Raw genomic sequence first — 20,142 nt, 5'->3', positions numbered from 1 at the left:
TTAATTGCCGGCAACACTGGTAAGCGCCTGCATGGCATTGCTGATCATGGTGTTCATGGTCAGCTCTTTTTTTACGTATTCCCGCGCGTTATTGCCCATGGTAATAATTTCTTCATCACGCAAACTGCCGAGCGCCTGCCGGCAGTCGTCCAGGTTTTCAAATATCATTCCATTAAAGCCTTCCTGTATATAGCTGTATTCCACACACTGCAACAGCTCCGCGGTGCGCCGCAGGGTGAACACCGGTTTGCCGTAGGCCATAGCTTCCACAATAGACAGGCCCACCCACCCCGGCTGAAAGTAAATGTCCGCGGCAGCAAACAGCTCATCTTTCTGTTCCCGGCTGTACACCGCGCCAAAATCGTATACGTGCTTATAGGGCGAAAAATCCGGCTTTAGCTTACCATCGCCAATAATGATCATTCCGAACTGCTGCGGGTCCAGCTGCGCTACCAGCTTTACCAGCAGGTCGGCGCGCCGGCCCGGCTCATTAAAGCGTGCGCAGTAAATGAGCACCCGCGGCTGTGTGATGTTGTACTTTGCTTTAATAGCGGCTTTGTTGCCGCGCATATCCAGCTGCAGAATACTTTCTACATCTGAAATGGTGTTACCCAGCGCATACCCCTTTACGGCAGGCACTACGCGCTGCCACATTTCCTGCTCTTTTTTGGTGTAAAACCAGATACCGTCTGAAAGGCGTATCATCCACTTCAGCAAAAAATCGGGCTGCTGCTCTTCCTGCACGTAACGCTTTACAGATATGCCATGCCCCCACAGTATCACCTTGCGGCGCAGCAATGGTTTCATGAGCAATATGAACCATGTGGAGAGATGCGAAAAGTTTAACATCAGCACCAGCACCTGGTAATCTTTTTTAAAAAATGTAAAAGGATTATAAATGATAAAAGGTCCTATGTTAAAGGCGTTCACCGGTTTAACAGGTGTTTGGCCCTGTTTGAAATTCATTTGCGACAGCTTGTCTGCCTCATAGCAATACAGGTCAAATGCAGCTTTTTGCTGCAGCCGGTTAAAGAACTGCTCACGGTAATGCGGTATAAATGGTTGTAGTATCGCTATCATATATCATTGCTCAGTTGCCCATAAAATATTTGCGCAAGGTGCTGTTCCTCGACATAACATCCGATGTGATAAAGCTCAGCGCATATACCAGCACAATCAGCCCTACTGTTGGTAAAAAGCCGCTTACCGGGTGTTTGGCAACACTCAGCCCTGTTTTAATGCCTTCCAGGAAAATGCCATGCACCAGGTAAATGCCCATGGAGTTGTCGGACAGGCGTTTGATAAAGCTGCTGTTTATATTTACCTGGTACAGCACCCAGGCAAACAGCACCGCTATGAACAGCAACGATACAAACAGGTGCGGCTGAAAATATTGCGCTATGAACAGCAGCGCGGCCAGCAACGGCACCAGCACACGGGCCGTTCCGTCGTACTTACTTTTAATGGTGTTGTAATTCAGATAATACAGCATACCTATGCTGGCCGATACCAGCGACGGTACAAAGTACAGGCGCAGGTGCCTGGTAAACCAGTCGGCCTCCTGCACGCCGGCATTATTGGAAAAAATGATCACCAGCGCAATAATGATCACCGTCATTAAGGTAAGGTTGGCTTTCCTTACATTCTGTCCTGCTACTTTCAGGAACGGAAAGAAGATCAGGAACAGGTAAAACAGGTTGGGCAGGTACCACAGCTGGTAAGAGCTGCCTTTGAACAGGAAAGTGCTTACCAGGGGCACTTCAAACGGCTCATGCAGGTACATGGATTTGGCGTAGCGGATGGCCAGGTATATCAGCGTCCAGATAAAGAACGGGATCATGAGCCTTTTAAAACGCGCCACGGCCATTTCCCGGTAGTGCTGTAAACGCCCGCTTAATACCTGCCCCGTAAACAGGAAAAAGGAAATGGCTATGAATACGGGCACGGCATACTCATTCAGCCCATTCAGCCTTTTGGTCCAGAAGCTGGTTTCGCAGCCATGGATCCATACTACGCTGAAGGCGGCAATGGGCCGTATAAGGTCAAAGCCCCTTATATACAGCTTGTCTTTAACTATGGGTTGCAGTAGTGCCATTTTTTAACACAATATCGCTTACATCAAATCCGTAAATCAGGCGGTGCCCTTCATGAATAGAGTCAAAGGCTACCATGGTGCCGTCTTTTTTCCATCGCGGGTGCAGGTCGCAATGCAATCCGCTGCGGGTAAAGGCCATCTGCTCCAGGGAAAAAGCTTTCATAATGCCTTTGTCTACCCCGTCCAGGAAAGCTTTTGACACCTGCAGGTCCGGTTTGGTATCTATCATTTTATAGGTGCCCAGGTCTATTTTCTTTTGCGTGCTGTACTGGAACAGGAACAGCGTGCGAATGCCGTTCTCGTCCGGGTAATTATCGCATACCATCCAGTCGCGGTTGGCGGGGCAAAACATGGGATGCCCGTCTTCATTAATAATGCCTTTTGCCAGGTAGCCCGCCTCCGCGTTGTTCTCATCTTTGAACAGCAGCCAGTTAAAAGCGGAGTTAGGCCTGGCGGCAGCGCCTTTCGGTTTCCTGTACATCAGCTTTTTCACCAGCTTTTTAGCCTGCGCTATAAGGCCGGAAGGCATGAGCTTGTATAACAGCGATCCTCTCAGCTTTTCAACCCCGCTGCCGGTGCGCCCCCAAATAGCAATGTGCGTATCATCTTTCCAGTCAAAGTGGCTCAGGAAGCCGGCGGCCAGGCATTTCAGATTTTTGCCGTCTGTGCCAATGGTCATAAGGCGGGTGGTTTCGCCACCGTCCTTTAACTTGTAACGGTGCAAAAAGGCAATGCGATTCTGGGATGGGTTCAGCAGCAGGTGTGTGAGGTAATGATGATTGCCAAGGTTAGGGTTCATCTGGAAATTGGCTACCTCCTTAATGGATATCAACAGGGAGGCTGCTTTTGTATGAATGTTATGTTTTACAATGCCGGAGTTTTCCGGTGTATGCACATTGGCATAAGCATCCGGCAGGCCGGTATAGCCGTAACCGCCTACACGGTACAGGCGGGCATAGTCCAGGCCAAATGCCCATCCGTCATCCGTAATTACATGGGTAGGATGTTCCAGCTCCATGCATTCACCGGTAGCGGTATTGTACACTTTGGAGCGCCATGCGCCGTTAATACGGTCGTTCACTACAAACAGGTCGGTATTGCCCACCCATTGCTGGCGGGCGCCCTGGGGATAGTTGTAGGCATAGGTTTCGCCCAGCTTTACAAATGTGTTGTCGCCATTCACGTAACCAATATCACAGGGAACATCCGGGTTAGGCGGCGTTAAAATATTATCGATGCGCAGTGCCAGCAATTTGTCACCTGCAGCATTCCAGGCCACCAGGTCATGGAAGCCGAAAAAGAAATTACCCGTTCCTTTTGTTAAAACCTTCGCTTGCTGCATATAGTATATCAAATAGTCAGATCGCTTTTTATTTTCTCCTCCACCTTCCTCCGTCACAACTCCTTAATTATTCATTATTAATTATTCATTCCTCCTCACCGCCTCTCCACAAGCCGGCCCTGCTCCTGCTTCAGCTGGGCGGCCTTTTCAAACATGCGGCTGTCAATACTATTTATCACGCTATCCGGAGAAAGGTAATAGTCGCTGATGTTTGCCAGCTTGTTCAACAGCTCATCCTTCACCATGCGCTTTACTAAAAACTCCGCGCTTACCATATTGCCGGTGAGCGCTTTTATTTTTTTATGCAGGGATGATTTGCGGTACAGCGGTATGTGCGTAGCCTCTGTATTATACAGCTGTATGGCATGCAGCCAGTCCATCCATTTAAACTCCGACACCTTGCCGCCTTCGGTAAACGGGGTAGACAGTACAAAGCGGCTCCAGGGCACACGCATAATGTCGGCAATAATAGCGCCGTGCATGGCTTCCGCTATTACATACTTTGAAGCGGCAATTTCCCGCAGGGTGAACTCTACGCCCTTTTCTGCGGCAGGCGAAATGTAGTGAAAGCCCAGCTTGTCGCACAAGGCCTGCCAGTCAAAGAACTCCTGCGATTTAAAGTAAGGGATTACGCTTACCTCATATTGCTTATTGATGTGCCGTATGCTGTTAAATTCATTGGTGAGGCGCAGGGCATAGGCGGCATCTGCAATGTATTCGTATGTATTGTTGAAGTTGCAGGCAGAAAGCGGCCCGCGCAGGAAACGGATGTCCCAGGTATCGTCACAGGTGAAGTTTTTATACCCGGGGCGTATGCCCGTGCCAAACACAATCTTTCTTTTGTGCTCCAGCCCTCTGAATAATGGAGAGCCATTGAATAGTATAGACCCGATGCCGATAAATGCATCGTTATCGGGCTTTTCCTCTCCAAACAGCTTAGGCCACAGCCAGCCGTTCAGGTCGTCCCCGAAATTTCCCTTAGGATCTTTGTAATAGATATAGTTCACTTGAAACCTCTTTAGTTTTTCAAATAACCGCATGGCATGCACCACCGGCCTTGGTGTATACGGTATTCGGTAATCCTGTTAAATAAGCATGGCCTCCTTTCACGAAAACACTTCACTGCCTGCAGCCGCAAAACGAACGGCATATTGCGCGCTGATCCAGTTGGTGAAATCAACGGCGCGCTGGTCCCAGCTATGTTCGTCGATGTTTACATCTGTTTTCTGTAGCCGGCCGTCTGCCAGTGCTGCAATTAGTTTTGATAAGGTATCGGGTTGGTTAGTGTTAAAGTAATGGCCGTCATCGCCGAATATTTCCTTGGGCTCGCCGATTTTGCTGGTGAAGATGGGTTTCCTGAAAGGGATATACATATATATTTTGCTTGGGCAGCGCGCCCAGTCCTGTACAGTGTCATTCAATGGAGAAATGAAGGCGTCTGCCCTGTCAAAATAAGAGCTCAGCTCATTTTCCGGCGTGTAGCCTTTAAACTCCACATAAGGTTCCAGCCCATGCTGCTGCACGTAGGTTTTTGCTTCCTCCAGGTGGCGGCCCCTGCCCAGCAGCAGCAGCTTTATATCGGGCTTTTGCTTTGTTACCTGCTCCACTGCCTGCAGCATGGTAAAGAGGCCGTAGTTGCGGGTCATGGTGCCCATGTATAACAGCACGGTGTTATTTTTATAGCGCTCGTTCAGCTCCTGCTGCAATATCCTGGCGGCATCTATTACATCATTATTGAACGCGTAGGGAGAATACAGGATGGGCAGCCTTTTCTTCATCAGCTGCCGGGCCATTTTATGGTATTCCCGCTCCAGGTAGCGGCTGGCGCACAGCAACCCGTCGGCATAATACACGGAGTAATATTCCAGCAGGCGCAGGGCAATTTTCTTAGGCCCTTTGTTATCCGGTATGGATGAAGCCAACTCAGAATGCTCTATCAGTATTTTTGGTTTGTGTTTCAGCTTGCTTTTAATAATGCGGTTGCGGAAGCTGAAAGAGCAGAAGTAAATAAAGTCCGGGCATATTTGGTTCACCAGCCTGGTTTTTATTGCTACCTCTTCCTTCGCGCTACAGTCCTTGTAATAATGTACCTGCACATTTTCATTACATTCAATGGATATACGGCTGCGGTTCTCCTCACTGTCCAGCGCAATAATGGACACATCCCAACCCAGCGCCTGCAGGGGGTTAGCCATGCCCAGCGCCCTTTTCATGGTAGCTATTGATTTAATATCCCCCAGTGTAATGAAACATATTTTCATCTAAAACAATTTTTACGGTTAGTCAAATTTCCTTTCTAAAAACCGGCAGCTGACCGTTAATTCAGCATAACATGCTCCTCTTCCACATCGGCCGGTTCGCCGTCATCTTCCGCTTCATCTGTATTAGGCCCGTACAGCCAGTCGTAATACCCGTTCATGAGTATACAGCCAACAACCGGGATGGTAAAACGTAAATGCTGGAAGGGTGAAAACAGGAAGGTCCACACCATGGTAATGGTAAGCATTACATACAACGGGTATAAAGGCAGGTCCTGCCCTTTCAGCACCAGGGTAAAACCCATTTTACAGAGGTACCAGAAAATGAGGAACACCGCTATAAAACCGCCCAGGCCACAGCTGATCCACCCTCCCATGAGAATAGAGTGGCTGGGTATGTAACGGTCTACCGAGTCGGCTTTCTTCAGATCAAATTCCTCTTCATCCTGGTAGCTCAGCACTATCTTATAATACTTGAGGTCTTTATCTTTAGCCCATGAGCCATGCCCGAACAGGGGCTTATCGCTAATGGCAGTTACGGCAGCAAAGGTTTCACCACGGCCGGTCATTAACAGCTCAAACGGGTTATACGGATTATCCAGCCGCTTTAGCTGGGCGCTGGAGTGCCCGCCGCCAATTTCGTTGCTCAGCACCGCATTCACGTAAAACACATAGGCTGTTTCAAACGCTACAGCGCCTATTATTAATATGGCAAACAGCTTTTGGCGCGTAATGCGTATGCCCCGGCCCATGATCCATATGATGCCGGCGCCCACGAAAAACAGCATGCCGCTGGAACGCGCATCGTGCGCAAAACAGAACAGGCAGGCCACAGCCATTATAATCATTAGCTGCGTTAATTTGCCGCGCTTGTACAGGTATACCGAAATCAGCTGCAATGCAGAGGCTATAATGGGCACAACCTTAAACTTGAAGAACGACATATCCGAGTCAACAATATCATCCGTGAACAGGATGTTCTTTATCATGGCCCAGAAAATGTAGGTCATTACCGCTTCCTCTGTGTCCATTATCCTGAACAGCACTAAAAACGACACCATCGACATGATAGTGCCGGCCCACCCGCGCAGGAAATCCTGCATGCTGGTGTGCACCACCAGCACATCGGTAATGCACTGGAACACCAGCAGGGCTATTAATGCAAAAATGATCTTGCGGAAATAGGGATAGTCTTTAAAGTCGCGCAGCTTAAAAGTAAAGGGGGCAGACAGCAGCACAATCACCTCACTACCCTTTAACTGTCCTACCAACGGTATGTTAAGGGCATTGCCGAGCGCATAGGCTGCAATCCTGAGCTTTTTAAACATTTTGTTCATTAGCTGTTCACCATTTCACTTTTCACGCTGATCTTTGTTTCCCCGCGGCCATACAGCGTGTAGTTCAGCACCTGGTGCAGGCGCTGTGTGTTTACATCTGCACTGTACTCGCGCATAAAATCCGCTCTTAATGCTTCTCCTGTTCCTGCATCCCCTTTGAAGCGGAGGATGGCTTGTTTAAAATCTTCCGGGCTGTCGGCAATAATGAAGTTTTTGCTGGCCACGCCTTCCACTCCCTTGGATGTACTGATAATGGGCGTTCTGAGCGCCATGGCCTCCAGGCATTTGAGCCGGGTGCCGCTGCCATGCAGCAGCGGAATAATTACGCCGTTGGCTACGGATATATACCACTTCACATCATCTACCTTGCCCAGCGCAGTAATATTTTTATAATGCTCCGCGCCGGTGATCTGTTTCAGCGCTTCTTTGGAGCGCCTGCCTACCAGCCAAATATCATACCGTTCTGCCAGCTCATCGTCCCATACTTTTTCCACAAACCATTTTAATCCCTGGAAGTTCATATACTGGCCAAAGTTGGCCGTCATTACCAGCACCTTGGGCTGCTTTTGCCCGGTCAGGGAATATTCCTTTTCATCCAGGAAATTGGGTACAAAGAATATTTTTTCCTTTTCCAGGAACTGCTCATGGTACCTGCGGTCATCTTCGCTTACCACCAGCACGGCAGCTGCTTTTTTAAAGTACCTGCGCTCATGCAGCTTTTCCAGCGTTACCAGCTGAAAGCGGCGCAGCCTGGCCAGCAGGCTGTTCGCCGGCACCTGCGCCGTAATCATGGGCTGCGCATTATGCGTGCCTAACACCACCGGTATGCCGCGGTCGTTAAAGTATTGTATATAATGGCCTATGTAACCATAATCCAGCACCGCTACATCAATCTCATGTTTTGCACATGCTTCATCAAACAGCTGCAGCACCTGGCGGGAACGCCGGAAATAATTTTTACCGGCCACGCGGTCCAGCAGGTCATAGGGCCTTTTGGGATGCGTGTAAAACACTACATTCGGTACCTGGTAACCGGCCAGGTCCGTGTTCTCCTCATTCTGGATGAGCGCTATTACCTGGTGTCCCAGGCGGGCCAGGGCTTTTATCAGGTAATAGCTCCTGATCTTTTCCCCGCCATTGGCCGGAAAGGGCGATATGTCTGTATAAAATAAAATGTTCATATCCTTACGGGTCAATTTGTTCAATTGGCCTTGGCCATTGAAAACCTGAGCTGTACTTTGGAAAGCCCTTTCATAATAATCCCTTCTATCTTCTCCTGCTCATAAGCCGTTAATCCCAGGAACTTCACACACAGTAAAACAGATGCGCCGCCTACGCAGCATGTTACCAGCAGCCGCAAAAAGCCCTGTGCCATTACCAGCTGCGGCAGCAGCGCTATGCAAAAAGCTACCGCCACCGGCACCAGGGAGGTAAGCACGCCTTTGCGCAGGTATTCGCTTACAGACAAGCCCGTGAGCCGGTGCGCCGCCAGTACCCGGTAGCTGCAGGTAACGGCTTCTATGCAAATAGCGCTTACCAGCACAGCATGCGGCGGCAGTCCCGTTTTCAGCAGCACATAAGAAACCGGCAGGTTCAGCATCAGCAAAGCGCTTACCACTATCTGGTAGGTTTTTATGCGGCCTACAGATTGTATGGCCACCTGTAACCCTACCGTTAGCTGGGTGATCATAGACACAATAATGATCAGGCGGCAAAAAATAATGCTATGCGCCGGCACATTCTTTAACCACAGCTTCAGCAGCTCCGGCATTTCAATAATTACCGGTATGGCAAAGAACGACAGCAGAAAAAAGGAGAACTTGCTGGCTATCATGGCCAGGCGCAACATCCTGGGCCGGTCGCCGCTGCCCTCACTTTTAATGATCTGCGGGTTTAACGACTGCAGCATGGTTACCGAAAAGTAGCTTAGCTGCGAGTTTACCTGGTTGGCAATACCATAGGTGGCGTTAATAACCGCGCCAAAGAAAACATTCAGTATCATGGCCAGGCCCTGGTTACGGGCTACTACACTGCCTGCGCCAAACATGTTCCAGCCGGCGTAGGAGAACATTTCCTTTAACAGCGATTTGCTGAAATACCTGCGTATTCTTATATGCGCCTCCTGGTGTTTGGCGGAGCAGTACACCCGTTTAATCAACAGCGATATAATGGTAACAGATGCTATTAAGCCGCCATACACCACCAGTTTATCATACGCCGTATACTGCAGGTAAATGGCTATGCCCAGCTTGGCCAGCGATTCCCATATGCCAATACCGGCAATCAGCAACATGTTTTCCCTTGCTGTAAGCGTAGCATCATATGGTACGGAAGCAATGGTGAAAAAGGTGCTGATTACTGTAAAGTGAAATATTATTTTGGCCGTGTTCAGCCTTACAGCCGGTATGTTCAATACCTGGTTGAAAAAGAACATGCCCACTACTTCAAATATTATTACCAGCGTAATGCCCATCAGAAAATGGAGCAGTACGCTGGAGTTAAATACCTGTTTTAATTTTTCCTGGTCACCTGCGCCTATGAAATAGGAAAGGTACCGTTGGGTAGAAATGGTCATGGCCACATTTAAAAAGGAAAGCATTACGATAACGCCGCTTACCAAACTAAAAATGCCATAATCTTCCGCGCCCAGGGCGTTCAGTACAAGACGGGTTGAGTACAATGCGATTGACATTGTGATCAACATCCGTCCGTAAAGTGCGCCGGTGTTTAATACTACCCGGTTTGCTGCTTGCATTACTCTAGCTGTTGTTTACCAATTCCACGATTGCTTTTAATGATCTGTACGGCTTATCCTACCAGGTGTTCCCACTGGGTTACATCTTTTTTGCGAAAAAGCGCTACGTCGCATGCTACCATTTCCTTTACCAGTGCGGGCAGGTCATATTTAGGCTCCCAGCCCAGCTTTGTTTTGGCTTTGGTAGGGTCGCCTATGAGCAGCTCCACTTCCGTGGGGCGGAAGTAACGCGGATCTACCGCTACTACTTCCTTCCCTATTTCCAGCTGGTATTCTTCGTTGTTGCAGGCTGTTACCACGCCGGTTTCGTTCACACCTTCGCCGGTGAACTTTACCTCAATGCCCAGTTCTGCAAAAGACATGCGTACAAAATCGCGCACCGGGGTGGTGATGCCGGTTGCAATCACATAGTCTTCGGGCGTGTCCTGCTGCAGTATGCGCCACATGGCCTCTACATAATCTTTTGCATGGCCCCAGTCGCGGCGCGCATCCAGGTTGCCTAAAAACAGCTTATCCTGCAGGCCCAGGGCTATAGCCGCCACGCCGCGGGTAATTTTACGGGTTACAAAAGTTTCGCCGCGCAGCGGGCTTTCGTGGTTGAACAGGATGCCGTTGCAGGCATACATGCCATAAGCTTCACGGTAGTTTACCGTTATCCAGTAAGCATATAGCTTGGCTACCGCATATGGGCTGCGGGGGTAAAAAGGCGTGGTTTCCTTTTGCGGCACTTCCTGCACCAGGCCGTACAGCTCGGAGGTGCTGGCCTGGTAAACGCGGGTTTTCTTTTCGAGCCCCAGGATGCGCAGGGCCTCCAGTATACGTAAAGTGCCAATACCATCTGCATTTGCAGTATATTCAGGCGTATCAAAGCTCACTTTTACGTGGCTCATGGCTGCCAGGTTATAAATCTCATCGGGTTGTGTTTCCTGTATAATGCGGATCAGGTTAGTACTGTCTGTCATGTCACCGTAGTGCAGGCGAAAACGCACATGCTCGCTGTGCGGGTCCTGGTACATGTGATCAATACGTTCGGTGTTAATAAGAGAAGCGCGGCGTTTAACACCATGCACCATGTACCCTTTTTCCAACAGCAACTCCGCCAGGTAGGCGCCATCTTGTCCTGTGATACCGGTAATTAAGGCAACTTTCATATTTGTGTATTTTTCTGATGTATGAAGTAAGCGGTAGAACGACTATTCACTTACTTCACACGTTTAATTATTAATTATTAATTGTTAAATGAGCACCGCATCCGGCCGCACTGTTGCCAGTCCTATGCCGTAGTAGGCAAAGCCCTGTTTCTGCAGCTGTACATCGTCGTAAATATTACGGCCGTCAAAAACCACGGCTGTTTTCAGGGAGGCTTTAATGCGGTTCCAGTCCGGCAGGCGAAACTCGTTCCATTCTGTTACCAGCACAACGCCGTCGGCGCCATTAGCCGCTTCGTACAGGTCGTTGCACCAGGTTACGCGTTCGCCCAGCTCCTTTTTGGCTTCGTGCATGGCAACGGGGTCAAACACCCGTACCTGTGCGCCGGCCTGCAGCAGCCCTTCTATCAGCACTACGGAAGGCGCTTCGCGCATATCGTCTGTATTGGGTTTAAAGGATAAGCCCCAGATGGCAAAGGTTCTCCCCTGCAGGTTGTTATCAAAATGGCGGTTTATTTTGCTGAACATTACTTTCTTCTGGTCTTCGTTCACTGCTTCCACGCTTTCCAGTATGCGCATGGCATGGCCATACTCTTTACCGGTACGTACCAGCGCCTTTACATCTTTGGGAAAGCAGGAGCCGCCGTAGCCAATGCCGGGGTATATAAAGCGGTCGCCTATACGCGGGTCGCTGCCGATGCCTTTGCGCACTTTATTTACATCGGCGCCTGTAAGCTCGCACAGGTTGGCAATATCGTTCATGAAAGATATTTTGGTGGCCAGCATGGCGTTGGCTGCGTACTTGGTCATTTCTGCGGAAGCTATATCCATGAACAGTATGGGGCGGCCGTTCAGCACATAGGGATGGTACAGCTGCGCCAGCACCTGCTGCGCTCTTTCCGTATTAACGCCCACGACTATACGGTCGGGCTTCATAAAGTCGGCAACCGCCGCGCCTTCTTTCAGGAACTCGGGGTTGGAGGCCACGTCGTAATCCAGCTGGCTGTCCCTTTCCTGCAAGGCCTGTTTAATGGCGCGGTTCACCTTTACTGCCGTACCTACCGGTACAGTGCTTTTGGTTACCACCACCAGGTAGTTGGTCATGGAAGCGCCTATTTCTTTAGCTACCTGCAATACGTATTTGAGGTCGGCGCTGCCGTCTTCACCGGGAGGGGTGCCCACTGCAATAAATGCCAGGTCGGCGCCGGGTATTACGGATGCCAGGTTAGTGCTGAAGGACAGGCGGCCGTTCTGATAATTGCGGTGTACAATTTCTTCCAGCCCGGGTTCATATATGGGCAAAATGCCTTTTTGCAGATCATTGATCTTGGCTTCATTTACATCTACACATACCACGTTGGTGCCTACTTCTGCCAGGCAGGCGCCGGTCACTAATCCTACATAGCCTGTACCTACAACTATTACTTTCATGTGTTAAATCAGTTATTAGTGATGAATTATCAATTACGAATGATGAATGCGGTGCGTTTATGCATTACGAATTATCAACTACGAATTACTGTTTACGAATTAAGCATTAAAAATTTCATTGCTCACTGCCCTGCTCATTCCTAATTTGTAATTGAATAATTCGTAATTGACTTTTTGAAGTCAGCATACGCCATGGTTATGCCTTCCTTTAAACCGGTGCTGTGATGCCAGCCAAGGCTATGTAGCTTGCTTACATCCATCAGCTTGCGGGGAGTGCCGTCGGGCATAGTGGTATCAAATACCAGTCCGCCTTCATAGCCGATCACCTCTTTTACTGTTTCCGCCAGTTCACGTATGGTCAGGTCTTCCCCGGTACCAATGTTCACCAGCTCCTTGCCGTCATAATGCAGCATCAGGTACACGCAGGCGTCTGCCAGGTCATCTGCATATAGGAATTCACGTTTAGGCGTTCCCGTTCCCCATACCGTTACATTGGGTGCATTAGCGGCTTTAGCTTCATGAAACTTGCGGATGAGCGCCGGCAGCACATGAGAGTTTTGCGGATGGTAGTTATCACCAATACCATACAGGTTGGTTGGCATTACGCTGATGTAGTTGCAGCCGTATTGGTCGCGGTAAGCCTCACACAGCTTAATGCCGGCTATTTTGGCAATGGCATATGGTTCGTTGGTATATTCCAGGGGGCCTGTAAGCAGGCTGCTTTCTTTCAGGGGTTGGGGAGCCAGCTTGGGATAAATGCAGGAGCTGCCCAGGAACATCAATTTTGTGACCTGGTTTTGGTAAGCTGCATGTATTATGTTGGCTTCCATGACCAGGTTATCATACAAGAATTCTGCACGGTAAGTGTTATTGGCGTGTATGCCGCCTACTTTGGCAGCGGCCAGGAATACATAGTCCGGCTTTTCTGCCGCAAAAAATTCATTCACTGCCGCCTGGTTGCGCAAGTCCAGTTCAGCAGAAGTGCGGGTTATAATATGCTGATAACCTAATGTTTCCAGTCTGCGTTTAATAGCACCGCCCACCATCCCGCGATGGCCGGCGATATAGATTTTATCCGTGAGTTTCATTATAATGAATAATTAACAATGAATAATTAATAATGAGGGGATGCACTGTGTCAAGGAATGAAAGTGTTTACTTTTTAATATGTAACGGTAAACAGGTGGGCTTTTGTTACTACGCCAATCCTATTAATTATTAATTCTTAATTATTAATTATAGCAGCTCCGGCCTGTTTTCCTTCACCCATTGGTGCAGCTGCTTGATCTCCTGCCCTTTTCCTTTTTTCATGATCAGCAGGGCCTCCGGCGTATTTACTACTACAAGGTTTTCAACGCCTACCAGCGCTACCAGCTTTTCGGTGCCAATTACCATATTATTGCCGCTTTGGATAGATACGGCCTGGTGGTTATGGTATTGGTAGTGCTGTACCAGCGCCTGCGCCAGGGCTTCATAGCTGCCTACATCGCTCCATTCCATGGTGCTGGGTACTACTTTTACTTTATTGCTTTTTTCCATTACTGCATAATCTATGCTGGTAGCGGGTATTTCTTCCATGGCAGCCAGGCTGAGCTTGCCGGTGCGCAGCCATTCGCTGGCTGCTATGGCTGCGGTTTCATAAATTTCCGGTGCATACTTTTGCAGCTCCTGCAGCAATATACCTGCTTTGCAGCAGAAAATACCGCTGTTCCACAGGAAATCGCCGCTTTTCAGCATCCGGGAAGCATTGTCGGCATCGGGCTTTTCTACAAAGCGGATCACATCATGCCCGCTGTACTGGATGTAGCCAAAGCCGGTTTCCGGGTAGGTAGGCTGCAGGCCAATGGTTACCAGGCTGTTGCCGGCGGCCAGCAGCTGTGCGGTTTCTATGGTTTGGGCATAAATATCAGGCGTACCTATCAGGTGGTCTGCGGGTGTTATGAGTAAAATAGTTTCGGGTTTAGATACAAAGGCGGCCAGCGCAATGGCGGCGGCGGTGTTACGGCCTACCGGCTCGGCCAGCATGCGCAGGTTAACGGCGCCGGCATGCAACAACTGTTGCTCTACCGTGGCGGCATGCTGCTCATTTACAATAGCCAGCACGCTGTTACAGGCCTCCTGGTTGCGCAGGTAAGCCAGCTGCAGCAGGCTGCTGCCTTCAAACAGCGGCAATAGCTGTTTGGGCGTTTGTTTATTTGACAAGGGCCACAGGCGGGTGCCCGACCCGCCGCAAAGTATGATATGCTGCATCATTCGTTGTAGCTGGTTAAATCTGTTAAGGGTATTCGGTTATTGCTGGTAAAGTCCTGCATAGGGTGCTTCTGCTTCTGCAGGCACTGCATCGTTGCCGATCACTATCACTTCTGTTGCCGGTAAGGTAGCTACCAGCGTATAGCCCAGGCTGGACAGCTTTGCCTTTACCTTATTCTTACCCACCTCAATGATGCGGCCACGCTGGTGCATTAACGGCCCGGATTTTACCTCAATCAGGTCGTTCTCATGCAACGGAAACTGTTCTACCGTTACATCTTTATACTCGCGGAGGAAACGTTTGATCAGTTCAATTTCATGATCAGGGATCATGGCCGGCTTGCCCAGCCAGTACACGAAATTCACAATGCCTTCCGTTTCACGCACCACCCATTTCCTGCTTTCAGGCACTCTCACAAATACGTAGGATTTGAACAGCGGCTCGCTGATTACTTTGCGGCGATCGCTCCATTGATGTTCTACGGGGCTCATGGGGCAATAGTTCTCTACCCGTTTGCGGGTAAGTAAGTCAGCCACTTTCTTTTCCCATCTTGCTCTGGTATATACTGCATACCAAGTTGACATTTCCTGTTGCATGGGCATCTCATTTTAAGGTTAATACTCTGGTTAACATTGCGCAGTTTCTATAACGGGGGATTTTTAAAGACAATGGCGCTGCTGTTGAACTTTTCATCATACAATCGGTTTTTTTCAATAAAGACAGTTAAATAATATTCCCGGAATAGCTTCGCTCTCTCAGTCACATGAGTAGCGGTTGGCATATACTGTTTCCGTTTATTGATTGAGATACCGGGAGCCAGCTATATAGCTTACCACCCGTTGCTTCAGATCCTACATTATATGTTAAAAATCCCTTTCAAAAATTGTTTGCGGCGGGTACCTTTTGCGTCCTCAATATACCCGTAACCATAGCCGTAGCCATTGGGTCCGTACCCGTTTATGCCGCGCGGCTGTATGCCGTTGAACACCAGGTTCAGGTTACCCAGCTCTTTGTTCTGATACAGCTCATTGATCACTCTCAGGTACAGTTTGGGCGTTACCTGGTGGCGGATCACATACAGCGTAGCATCTGCATACGCCGCCAGCAACCGTGCATCGGTAACCAAACCTACCGGCGCAGTATCAATGATCACATAATCAAACCGTGTTTTCAGATTGGCGATCAGCTTTTCCAGCTGACCATTCAATATAAGTTCCGTGGGATTGGGAGGTATGGCGCCTGCAGGGAGTATATAGAGATACTCATTGCCCGGCACAGGTTGTATTATACTAGCTATCTCCGCCTGCCCTACCAGGTAATTGCTGATACCCGGTTCTCTTGACACACCCAGCATTTTGCTGATCTGCGGTTTGCGCAAATCAAACTCCAGCAGCGCCACTTTCTTTTTCACCAGTGACAGGCTGGTAGCCAGGTTAACAGAGATAAAGCTTTTACCTTCCCCTGAAATGGATGATGTTACCAGCAATGTTTTCCGGTGATGCGTGCTGCCGTTAGTGCCGTTTCCGTTTACTGCCCCGTTCCCATTCAGATTGCTGAGTCCTATATAAGAAAGCGCTGTACGCAAAGAGCGGAACTGCTCTGCCACATAGCTTCGCCTGCCTTCGGCAATCACCAGTGGTTGTTTGCTCACATCCTGCAATATCTCTGCCAGAATTGGCGCTTGCGTTGCCTTCTCTATTTCAGCGCGTGATGTTATCTCACGCTTCATCATATCCCGTATCGTTATCAGACCTGCAATGAACGCCAACCCCGCTACTACGGCAATAGCCAGCACCAGCGTCTTTTTGGGGCTGATGGGCGTACCCAGCGCTTCTGCCGCATCTACAATACGGCTGTCTGATACTGCGGCTGCAGACGCTACTGCTGTTTCTTCCCGTTTCTGTAACAGGAAGGTATAGATGTTATTCTTTATTTCCTGCTGACGGCTTACTTCAACAAATGCTTTTTCCTTTTCCGGCACGCCTCTCAGCATACTGTTATAGCGGTTGTTTTCTGCCTGCAGCCGGGCCTGCGCGGCCAGGGTGTTTGAACGCAGGCTGCGTATATTTTGCAGTATGCTGGGCTTCAGCTGTGCTTCCTGCTTGCGCAGGCTTTGCAGCAGCGGGCTGTTTTCGCCGGTAGTTTTGCTTAGCCTGTCCAGCTGCAGCTCTACTTCGGAAAGCTTGCTTACCAGCTCCAGCAGCACCGGGTCCGATACGCCCAGTGTAGCCGGCACCGTGCTTTCGCCTTCTTTACGGCCGCGTACATAATGTTCTATAGAGTCCAGCATAGACAGCTGCATGCTGCTTTCGGCAATCTTGCGGTCGTTCTCGGAAACGCTTTCAAGAAACAGCTTACTTTGTTCGGATATATCCACAATACCCTGCTGTTTTTTGAAAGAGGCTACGTTAGACTCTACTTCGCTCAGCTCCTGGTTCACTACCCGCAAACGGTCGTCAACAAAGGCCATGGTGTTGGCGGAGGTACGGTTCTTATCTTCTATAGATGCGTCGTTATATACTCTTACCAGCTCATTCAGGATGTCTTCCCCGCGTTTGGGCGCCACATCGGTATAACCCAGGCTGATGATGGTGCCTGACTTGGTGGTGGGCTCTACTTTGAGGTTACTCTGCAGCAAACCGGCCAGTATTTTTTCTCCTGCAATGCGAACAACATAAGTTTTGCCGGCTACGTTCACCGGTTTGCCCGGCCTGGGTGTGATCACCACTTTTCCCCACCGGGTATGAACGGTATCATATAAAGGGTAGGTTTGGCTGCCTATTTTCACCTGTTGATGCCTGGCGTCAAATACCAATGGTAAAACCGTGTATGCGGTGGGCTTAATGGAGTCGGGGTCCAGGAACTTAAAGCGTACCGGGCTGTCGTCATAGGCCACTACATCGCGTATCTTACCATTTACAGATACTTCTGCAAACAGGTTCAGGTTGCGTATCACATCCTTTGCCAGCGTGCGGGACTTTATGATCTCTATTTCGTTATCAATAACTTTTTTGGAACCGCCGCCTATGTTCAGTGACTGCAGAATGTCTGCTTCATCCATGCCTGTTTTTTCATCTTTTACCAGCAAGGTGGCAGATACATAATATACAGGCGTTGCATACCGGAGGTAAACAAATGCAATGGTAAGCGCAATGATCACTGACAGCAAAAACAGGGGCCAGTAGGGCAAATACCTTTGTCTGATCAATGCCATCAGGTCTACCTGCTCCTCCTGCTGCGGGCGTCTGTTCGGGTGTTGCATATTTATTCCAGGCCTCATCAAATTGGTTTGTCAATAATTAAAAAACAAGTTCGATATGGTTTCACATGAATATGGTCTGGTTTTCAGGGCTGCCGGCCATAAATGGCAGGCGATGGTTTTTCTTATCTCAGTACAAGCCGGTCAAGTATAATCACGATCAGTGACAGGCCGCTGAATACAATGGGTAAAACTACACGGCTTTTTTCGCCGCTGATTTGTTTGGCCTTGTTAGGCTCAACATACACTACGTCGTTTGATTGCAGGTAATAGTACGGGGAAGCCAGGATGTTCTTGTCGTTCAGGTTCAACCTTTTGATGATCCTTTGGCCGTCCTGGTCCCGGATCAGCAGCACATTCTCTTTTCTGCCATACACTGTAATATCGCCTGCCATGCCGAGTGCTTCCAGTATTGATATTTTATCATTGGTTACATTCACTACCGTTGGTCTTGTTACTTCTCCCAGCAACGTAACCCTATAGTTCAGAAAGCGTACGCTTACAACCGGATCTACCAGCAGTTTACGCTGCTCCAGCTGATCGTGTATATAGTCGGTTAACGCTTTCTTGGTTAATCCTGCTGCTTTAATGGCGCCCAGCACCGGGTATTGTATATATCCCTGCGGGTCTACCAGGAAACCGCCTAAAGCAGCTGTATTACCGGATGATGCGCCACCGCCGCCCGTTGGTACTACTGTATTGGATGCATTATATATTACAGCGTCCTCCGGGTTTAAGCTTGTCACTGTAATCTGCAGCACATCATTTTTTTGTATCAGCGGTTCAAAGTTACTTGTCACCGCCATTGTTGTATCATGCAAATTCTCTAAATAAAGTACGTTCTTGGGTGCGGCACAAGACGTAATCAACAAACTAACAATCACAAACCCCGCAATAAGCAATTTTAAACTGAATTCCGTTCTCAGATGCATTTTACTGTTTATATGGTTTTAAAGCTTACACGTTTAATATTGCATGAGGGGCATCATTGTTCAATCCATTTTCACGTTACAATATTACTTCAACCGCCCTCCGGTTACAACTACTTACTGAAGTATAAATACCACTTTCAGGGTATGGCGCCTTACTCATTAAAGTAGGCAGGTAAAATCGCCTTAACTTCTATTAAATAAATATTAAATTTATCAATGAAGCTGACAAAATCAGCGCCCCTGAACTGGTAAAAAGATTGTTGGACCAGATCTTTGAAATCAATTCTGATTTGGATGCAACATTCAGTTTCTGGTAGATCTTTTTAAGATGCTGGTTCACCGTAAATACGGTTACATAAAGTTTATCCGCCATTTCCTTATAAGAATATCCTTCCTTCAAAAGCGCCAGCAGCTCGTATTCGCGCTTGGTAAGCTTATGTTTGATATTCTCCAGCGGATCTTTGTTAATGTAGCTGATCAGCAGATGTGCAGCCTTGGGCGATAACGTGCCGCCCTGGTTCACTGCATCCAGTATGGAATGATAGATCTCCATCAGGCGGCTGGTTTTAATAATATACCCGCTGGCGCCTTTCTTTATCGACTCAATTACATACTGTTTACCGTCGTGGCCGGAAAGCACTATGATCTTGGCTTCCGGGTAAGTTTGCTTTAGCTCCTGCATGCCCTGTATACCGGATTCACCGGGCAGGGAAATATCCAGCAGGATAACTTTCACATCCGGATTCTTAAAAGGCAGCGCCTTAAATTCCTCCATTGATTTGCAGGCAAACACCACTTTACATTCCTGGAAGTCTTCCAGAAACTCTTTGTAATTGTTCAACTGAAAATGGTTGTCCTCTATGATTCCAATATTGATCATCGTAATAAGGGTAACAATTGATATGGATTTAATCGATATGGTTTTTCAATAATATAAATCAAATATAACACCGAATTCGGGAAGAAAAAAGGTTCAGTTTTACACAGTGTTGAAAGCGCATTAATTATATGTTAAGTTTTATACGCTTACGAAAAAATAAACCCATTATAAAAAGTTACATTTGACAATCGACTGCTAAATCTTTGTGATCCTTATTACGAAATGACCTGCTCACACTTTTTTTAAATATTACTGGCATAAGTAGTTTGTTCTTTCCACGAATGATACAATCTGTGTGCCTGATTTCAATTGAATTAACCTCAGTTTTTGCACATACATTAATATTTTACGCGCATGTTTAATTTACTTTAATAGTAACGGCATCTGTATCAGCCTGCTCACCTGCTTCAACACCATCCAAAAAAAAAGAAAGATGCGTATACTTATTTAAGTT

Annotated in this window: 16 protein-coding genes; all 16 read right to left on the bottom strand. The window is 48.3% G+C overall.

Annotation, left to right across the window (positions count from 1 at the left end; all coding sequences use genetic code 11):
• Positions 1-1,080, bottom strand: coding sequence for a glycosyltransferase (locus VFS25_RS15440; protein WP_326463064.1), 1,080 nt, complete (start codon positions 1,078-1,080; stop codon positions 1-3).
• Between the two features lie 10 nt (positions 1,081-1,090).
• Positions 1,091-2,095, bottom strand: coding sequence for an acyltransferase (locus VFS25_RS15435; protein ID WP_326463063.1), 1,005 nt, complete (start codon positions 2,093-2,095; stop codon positions 1,091-1,093).
• A complete protein-coding gene (locus tag VFS25_RS15430; protein WP_326463062.1) occupies positions 2,070-3,437 on the bottom strand; it encodes a hypothetical protein in 1,368 nt (455 codons plus the stop codon). The genes VFS25_RS15435 and VFS25_RS15430 overlap by 26 nt, the downstream gene beginning before the upstream one ends.
• A 95-nt stretch (positions 3,438-3,532) precedes the next feature.
• Positions 3,533-4,444 (bottom strand): polysaccharide pyruvyl transferase family protein, encoded by a 912-nt coding sequence (locus VFS25_RS15425; RefSeq protein WP_326463061.1) that lies wholly within the window; start codon positions 4,442-4,444, stop codon positions 3,533-3,535.
• A 99-nt stretch (positions 4,445-4,543) separates the two neighbouring features.
• Positions 4,544-5,698, bottom strand: a complete 1,155-nt coding sequence (locus VFS25_RS15420; protein WP_326463060.1) for a glycosyltransferase — start codon at positions 5,696-5,698, stop codon at positions 4,544-4,546.
• A gap of 56 nt (positions 5,699-5,754) precedes the next feature.
• The gene (locus tag VFS25_RS15415; protein ID WP_326463059.1) at positions 5,755-7,032 is read right to left on the bottom strand and encodes a hypothetical protein; all 1,278 of its coding nucleotides are present in this window, start codon (positions 7,030-7,032) and stop codon (positions 5,755-5,757) included.
• A complete protein-coding gene (locus VFS25_RS15410) occupies positions 7,032-8,213 on the bottom strand; it encodes a glycosyltransferase family 4 protein (RefSeq protein WP_326463058.1) in 1,182 nt (393 codons plus the stop codon). Before VFS25_RS15410 ends, VFS25_RS15415 begins: the two co-directional genes overlap by 1 nt.
• Positions 8,214-8,233: 20 nt before the next feature.
• Positions 8,234-9,787 carry a hypothetical protein gene (locus VFS25_RS15405; protein ID WP_326463057.1) on the bottom strand — a complete coding sequence of 518 codons (1,554 nt, stop codon included), beginning with the start codon at positions 9,785-9,787 and terminating at the stop codon, positions 8,234-8,236.
• 53 nt (positions 9,788-9,840) lie between these two features.
• Positions 9,841-10,938: a GDP-mannose 4,6-dehydratase gene (gene gmd, locus VFS25_RS15400; RefSeq protein WP_326463056.1), complete on the bottom strand. Its 1,098-nt coding sequence runs from the start codon at positions 10,936-10,938 to the stop codon at positions 9,841-9,843.
• An 84-nt stretch (positions 10,939-11,022) separates the two neighbouring features.
• On the bottom strand, positions 11,023-12,366 hold the full coding sequence (locus tag VFS25_RS15395) for a UDP-glucose/GDP-mannose dehydrogenase family protein (RefSeq protein ID WP_326463055.1): 1,344 nt from the start codon (positions 12,364-12,366) through the stop codon (positions 11,023-11,025).
• Between the two features lie 140 nt (positions 12,367-12,506).
• The gene (gene fcl / locus VFS25_RS15390; protein WP_326463054.1) at positions 12,507-13,454 is read right to left on the bottom strand and encodes a GDP-L-fucose synthase; all 948 of its coding nucleotides are present in this window, start codon (positions 13,452-13,454) and stop codon (positions 12,507-12,509) included.
• A 148-nt stretch (positions 13,455-13,602) separates the two neighbouring features.
• Entirely contained in the window at positions 13,603-14,619 is a 1,017-nt protein-coding gene (locus tag VFS25_RS15385) for a mannose-1-phosphate guanylyltransferase (RefSeq protein ID WP_326463053.1), read from the bottom strand.
• Positions 14,620-14,655: 36 nt separating this feature from the next.
• Positions 14,656-15,201 carry a UpxY family transcription antiterminator gene (locus VFS25_RS15380; protein WP_326463052.1) on the bottom strand — a complete coding sequence of 182 codons (546 nt, stop codon included), beginning with the start codon at positions 15,199-15,201 and terminating at the stop codon, positions 14,656-14,658.
• A 272-nt stretch (positions 15,202-15,473) separates the two neighbouring features.
• Positions 15,474-17,879, bottom strand: a complete 2,406-nt coding sequence (locus VFS25_RS15375) for a GumC family protein (protein ID WP_326463051.1) — start codon at positions 17,877-17,879, stop codon at positions 15,474-15,476.
• A gap of 122 nt (positions 17,880-18,001) precedes the next feature.
• Positions 18,002-18,682, bottom strand: coding sequence for a polysaccharide biosynthesis/export family protein (locus VFS25_RS15370; protein ID WP_326463050.1), 681 nt, complete (start codon positions 18,680-18,682; stop codon positions 18,002-18,004).
• Positions 18,683-19,001: 319 nt separating this feature from the next.
• A complete protein-coding gene (locus VFS25_RS15365) occupies positions 19,002-19,688 on the bottom strand; it encodes a response regulator transcription factor (RefSeq protein ID WP_326463049.1) in 687 nt (228 codons plus the stop codon).
• Positions 19,689-20,142 lie beyond the last annotated feature (454 nt).

Origin of the sequence: Chitinophaga sp. (genome assembly GCF_035761305.1) — a bacterium.
GTDB lineage: Bacteria > Bacteroidota > Bacteroidia > Chitinophagales > Chitinophagaceae > Chitinophaga.
Note: the sequence above shows the minus strand (reverse complement) of the source record. Positions and strands in the feature narration are given on the sequence as shown.

Excerpts from the sequence above, each read along its gene's own strand:
- VFS25_RS15370 (WP_326463050.1), bottom strand. The coding sequence starts at position 18,682 with ATGGCGGTGACAAGTAACTTTGAACCGCTGATACAAAAAAATGATGTG.
- VFS25_RS15435 (WP_326463063.1), bottom strand. The coding sequence starts at position 2,095 with ATGGCACTACTGCAACCCATAGTTAAAGACAAGCTGTATATAAGGGGC.
- VFS25_RS15440 (WP_326463064.1), bottom strand. The coding sequence starts at position 1,080 with ATGATAGCGATACTACAACCATTTATACCGCATTACCGTGAGCAGTTC.
- VFS25_RS15365 (WP_326463049.1), bottom strand. The coding sequence starts at position 19,688 with ATGATCAATATTGGAATCATAGAGGACAACCATTTTCAGTTGAACAAT.
- VFS25_RS15385 (WP_326463053.1), bottom strand. The coding sequence starts at position 14,619 with ATGATGCAGCATATCATACTTTGCGGCGGGTCGGGCACCCGCCTGTGG.
- VFS25_RS15375 (WP_326463051.1), bottom strand. The coding sequence starts at position 17,879 with ATGCAACACCCGAACAGACGCCCGCAGCAGGAGGAGCAGGTAGACCTG.
- VFS25_RS15420 (WP_326463060.1), bottom strand. The coding sequence starts at position 5,698 with ATGAAAATATGTTTCATTACACTGGGGGATATTAAATCAATAGCTACC.
- gmd (WP_326463056.1), bottom strand. The coding sequence starts at position 10,938 with ATGAAAGTTGCCTTAATTACCGGTATCACAGGACAAGATGGCGCCTAC.
- VFS25_RS15380 (WP_326463052.1), bottom strand. The coding sequence starts at position 15,201 with ATGTCAACTTGGTATGCAGTATATACCAGAGCAAGATGGGAAAAGAAA.
- VFS25_RS15405 (WP_326463057.1), bottom strand. The coding sequence starts at position 9,787 with ATGCAAGCAGCAAACCGGGTAGTATTAAACACCGGCGCACTTTACGGA.
- VFS25_RS15410 (WP_326463058.1), bottom strand. The coding sequence starts at position 8,213 with ATGAACATTTTATTTTATACAGACATATCGCCCTTTCCGGCCAATGGC.
- fcl (WP_326463054.1), bottom strand. The coding sequence starts at position 13,454 with ATGAAACTCACGGATAAAATCTATATCGCCGGCCATCGCGGGATGGTG.
- VFS25_RS15395 (WP_326463055.1), bottom strand. The coding sequence starts at position 12,366 with ATGAAAGTAATAGTTGTAGGTACAGGCTATGTAGGATTAGTGACCGGC.
- VFS25_RS15430 (WP_326463062.1), bottom strand. The coding sequence starts at position 3,437 with ATGCAGCAAGCGAAGGTTTTAACAAAAGGAACGGGTAATTTCTTTTTC.
- VFS25_RS15415 (WP_326463059.1), bottom strand. The coding sequence starts at position 7,032 with ATGAACAAAATGTTTAAAAAGCTCAGGATTGCAGCCTATGCGCTCGGC.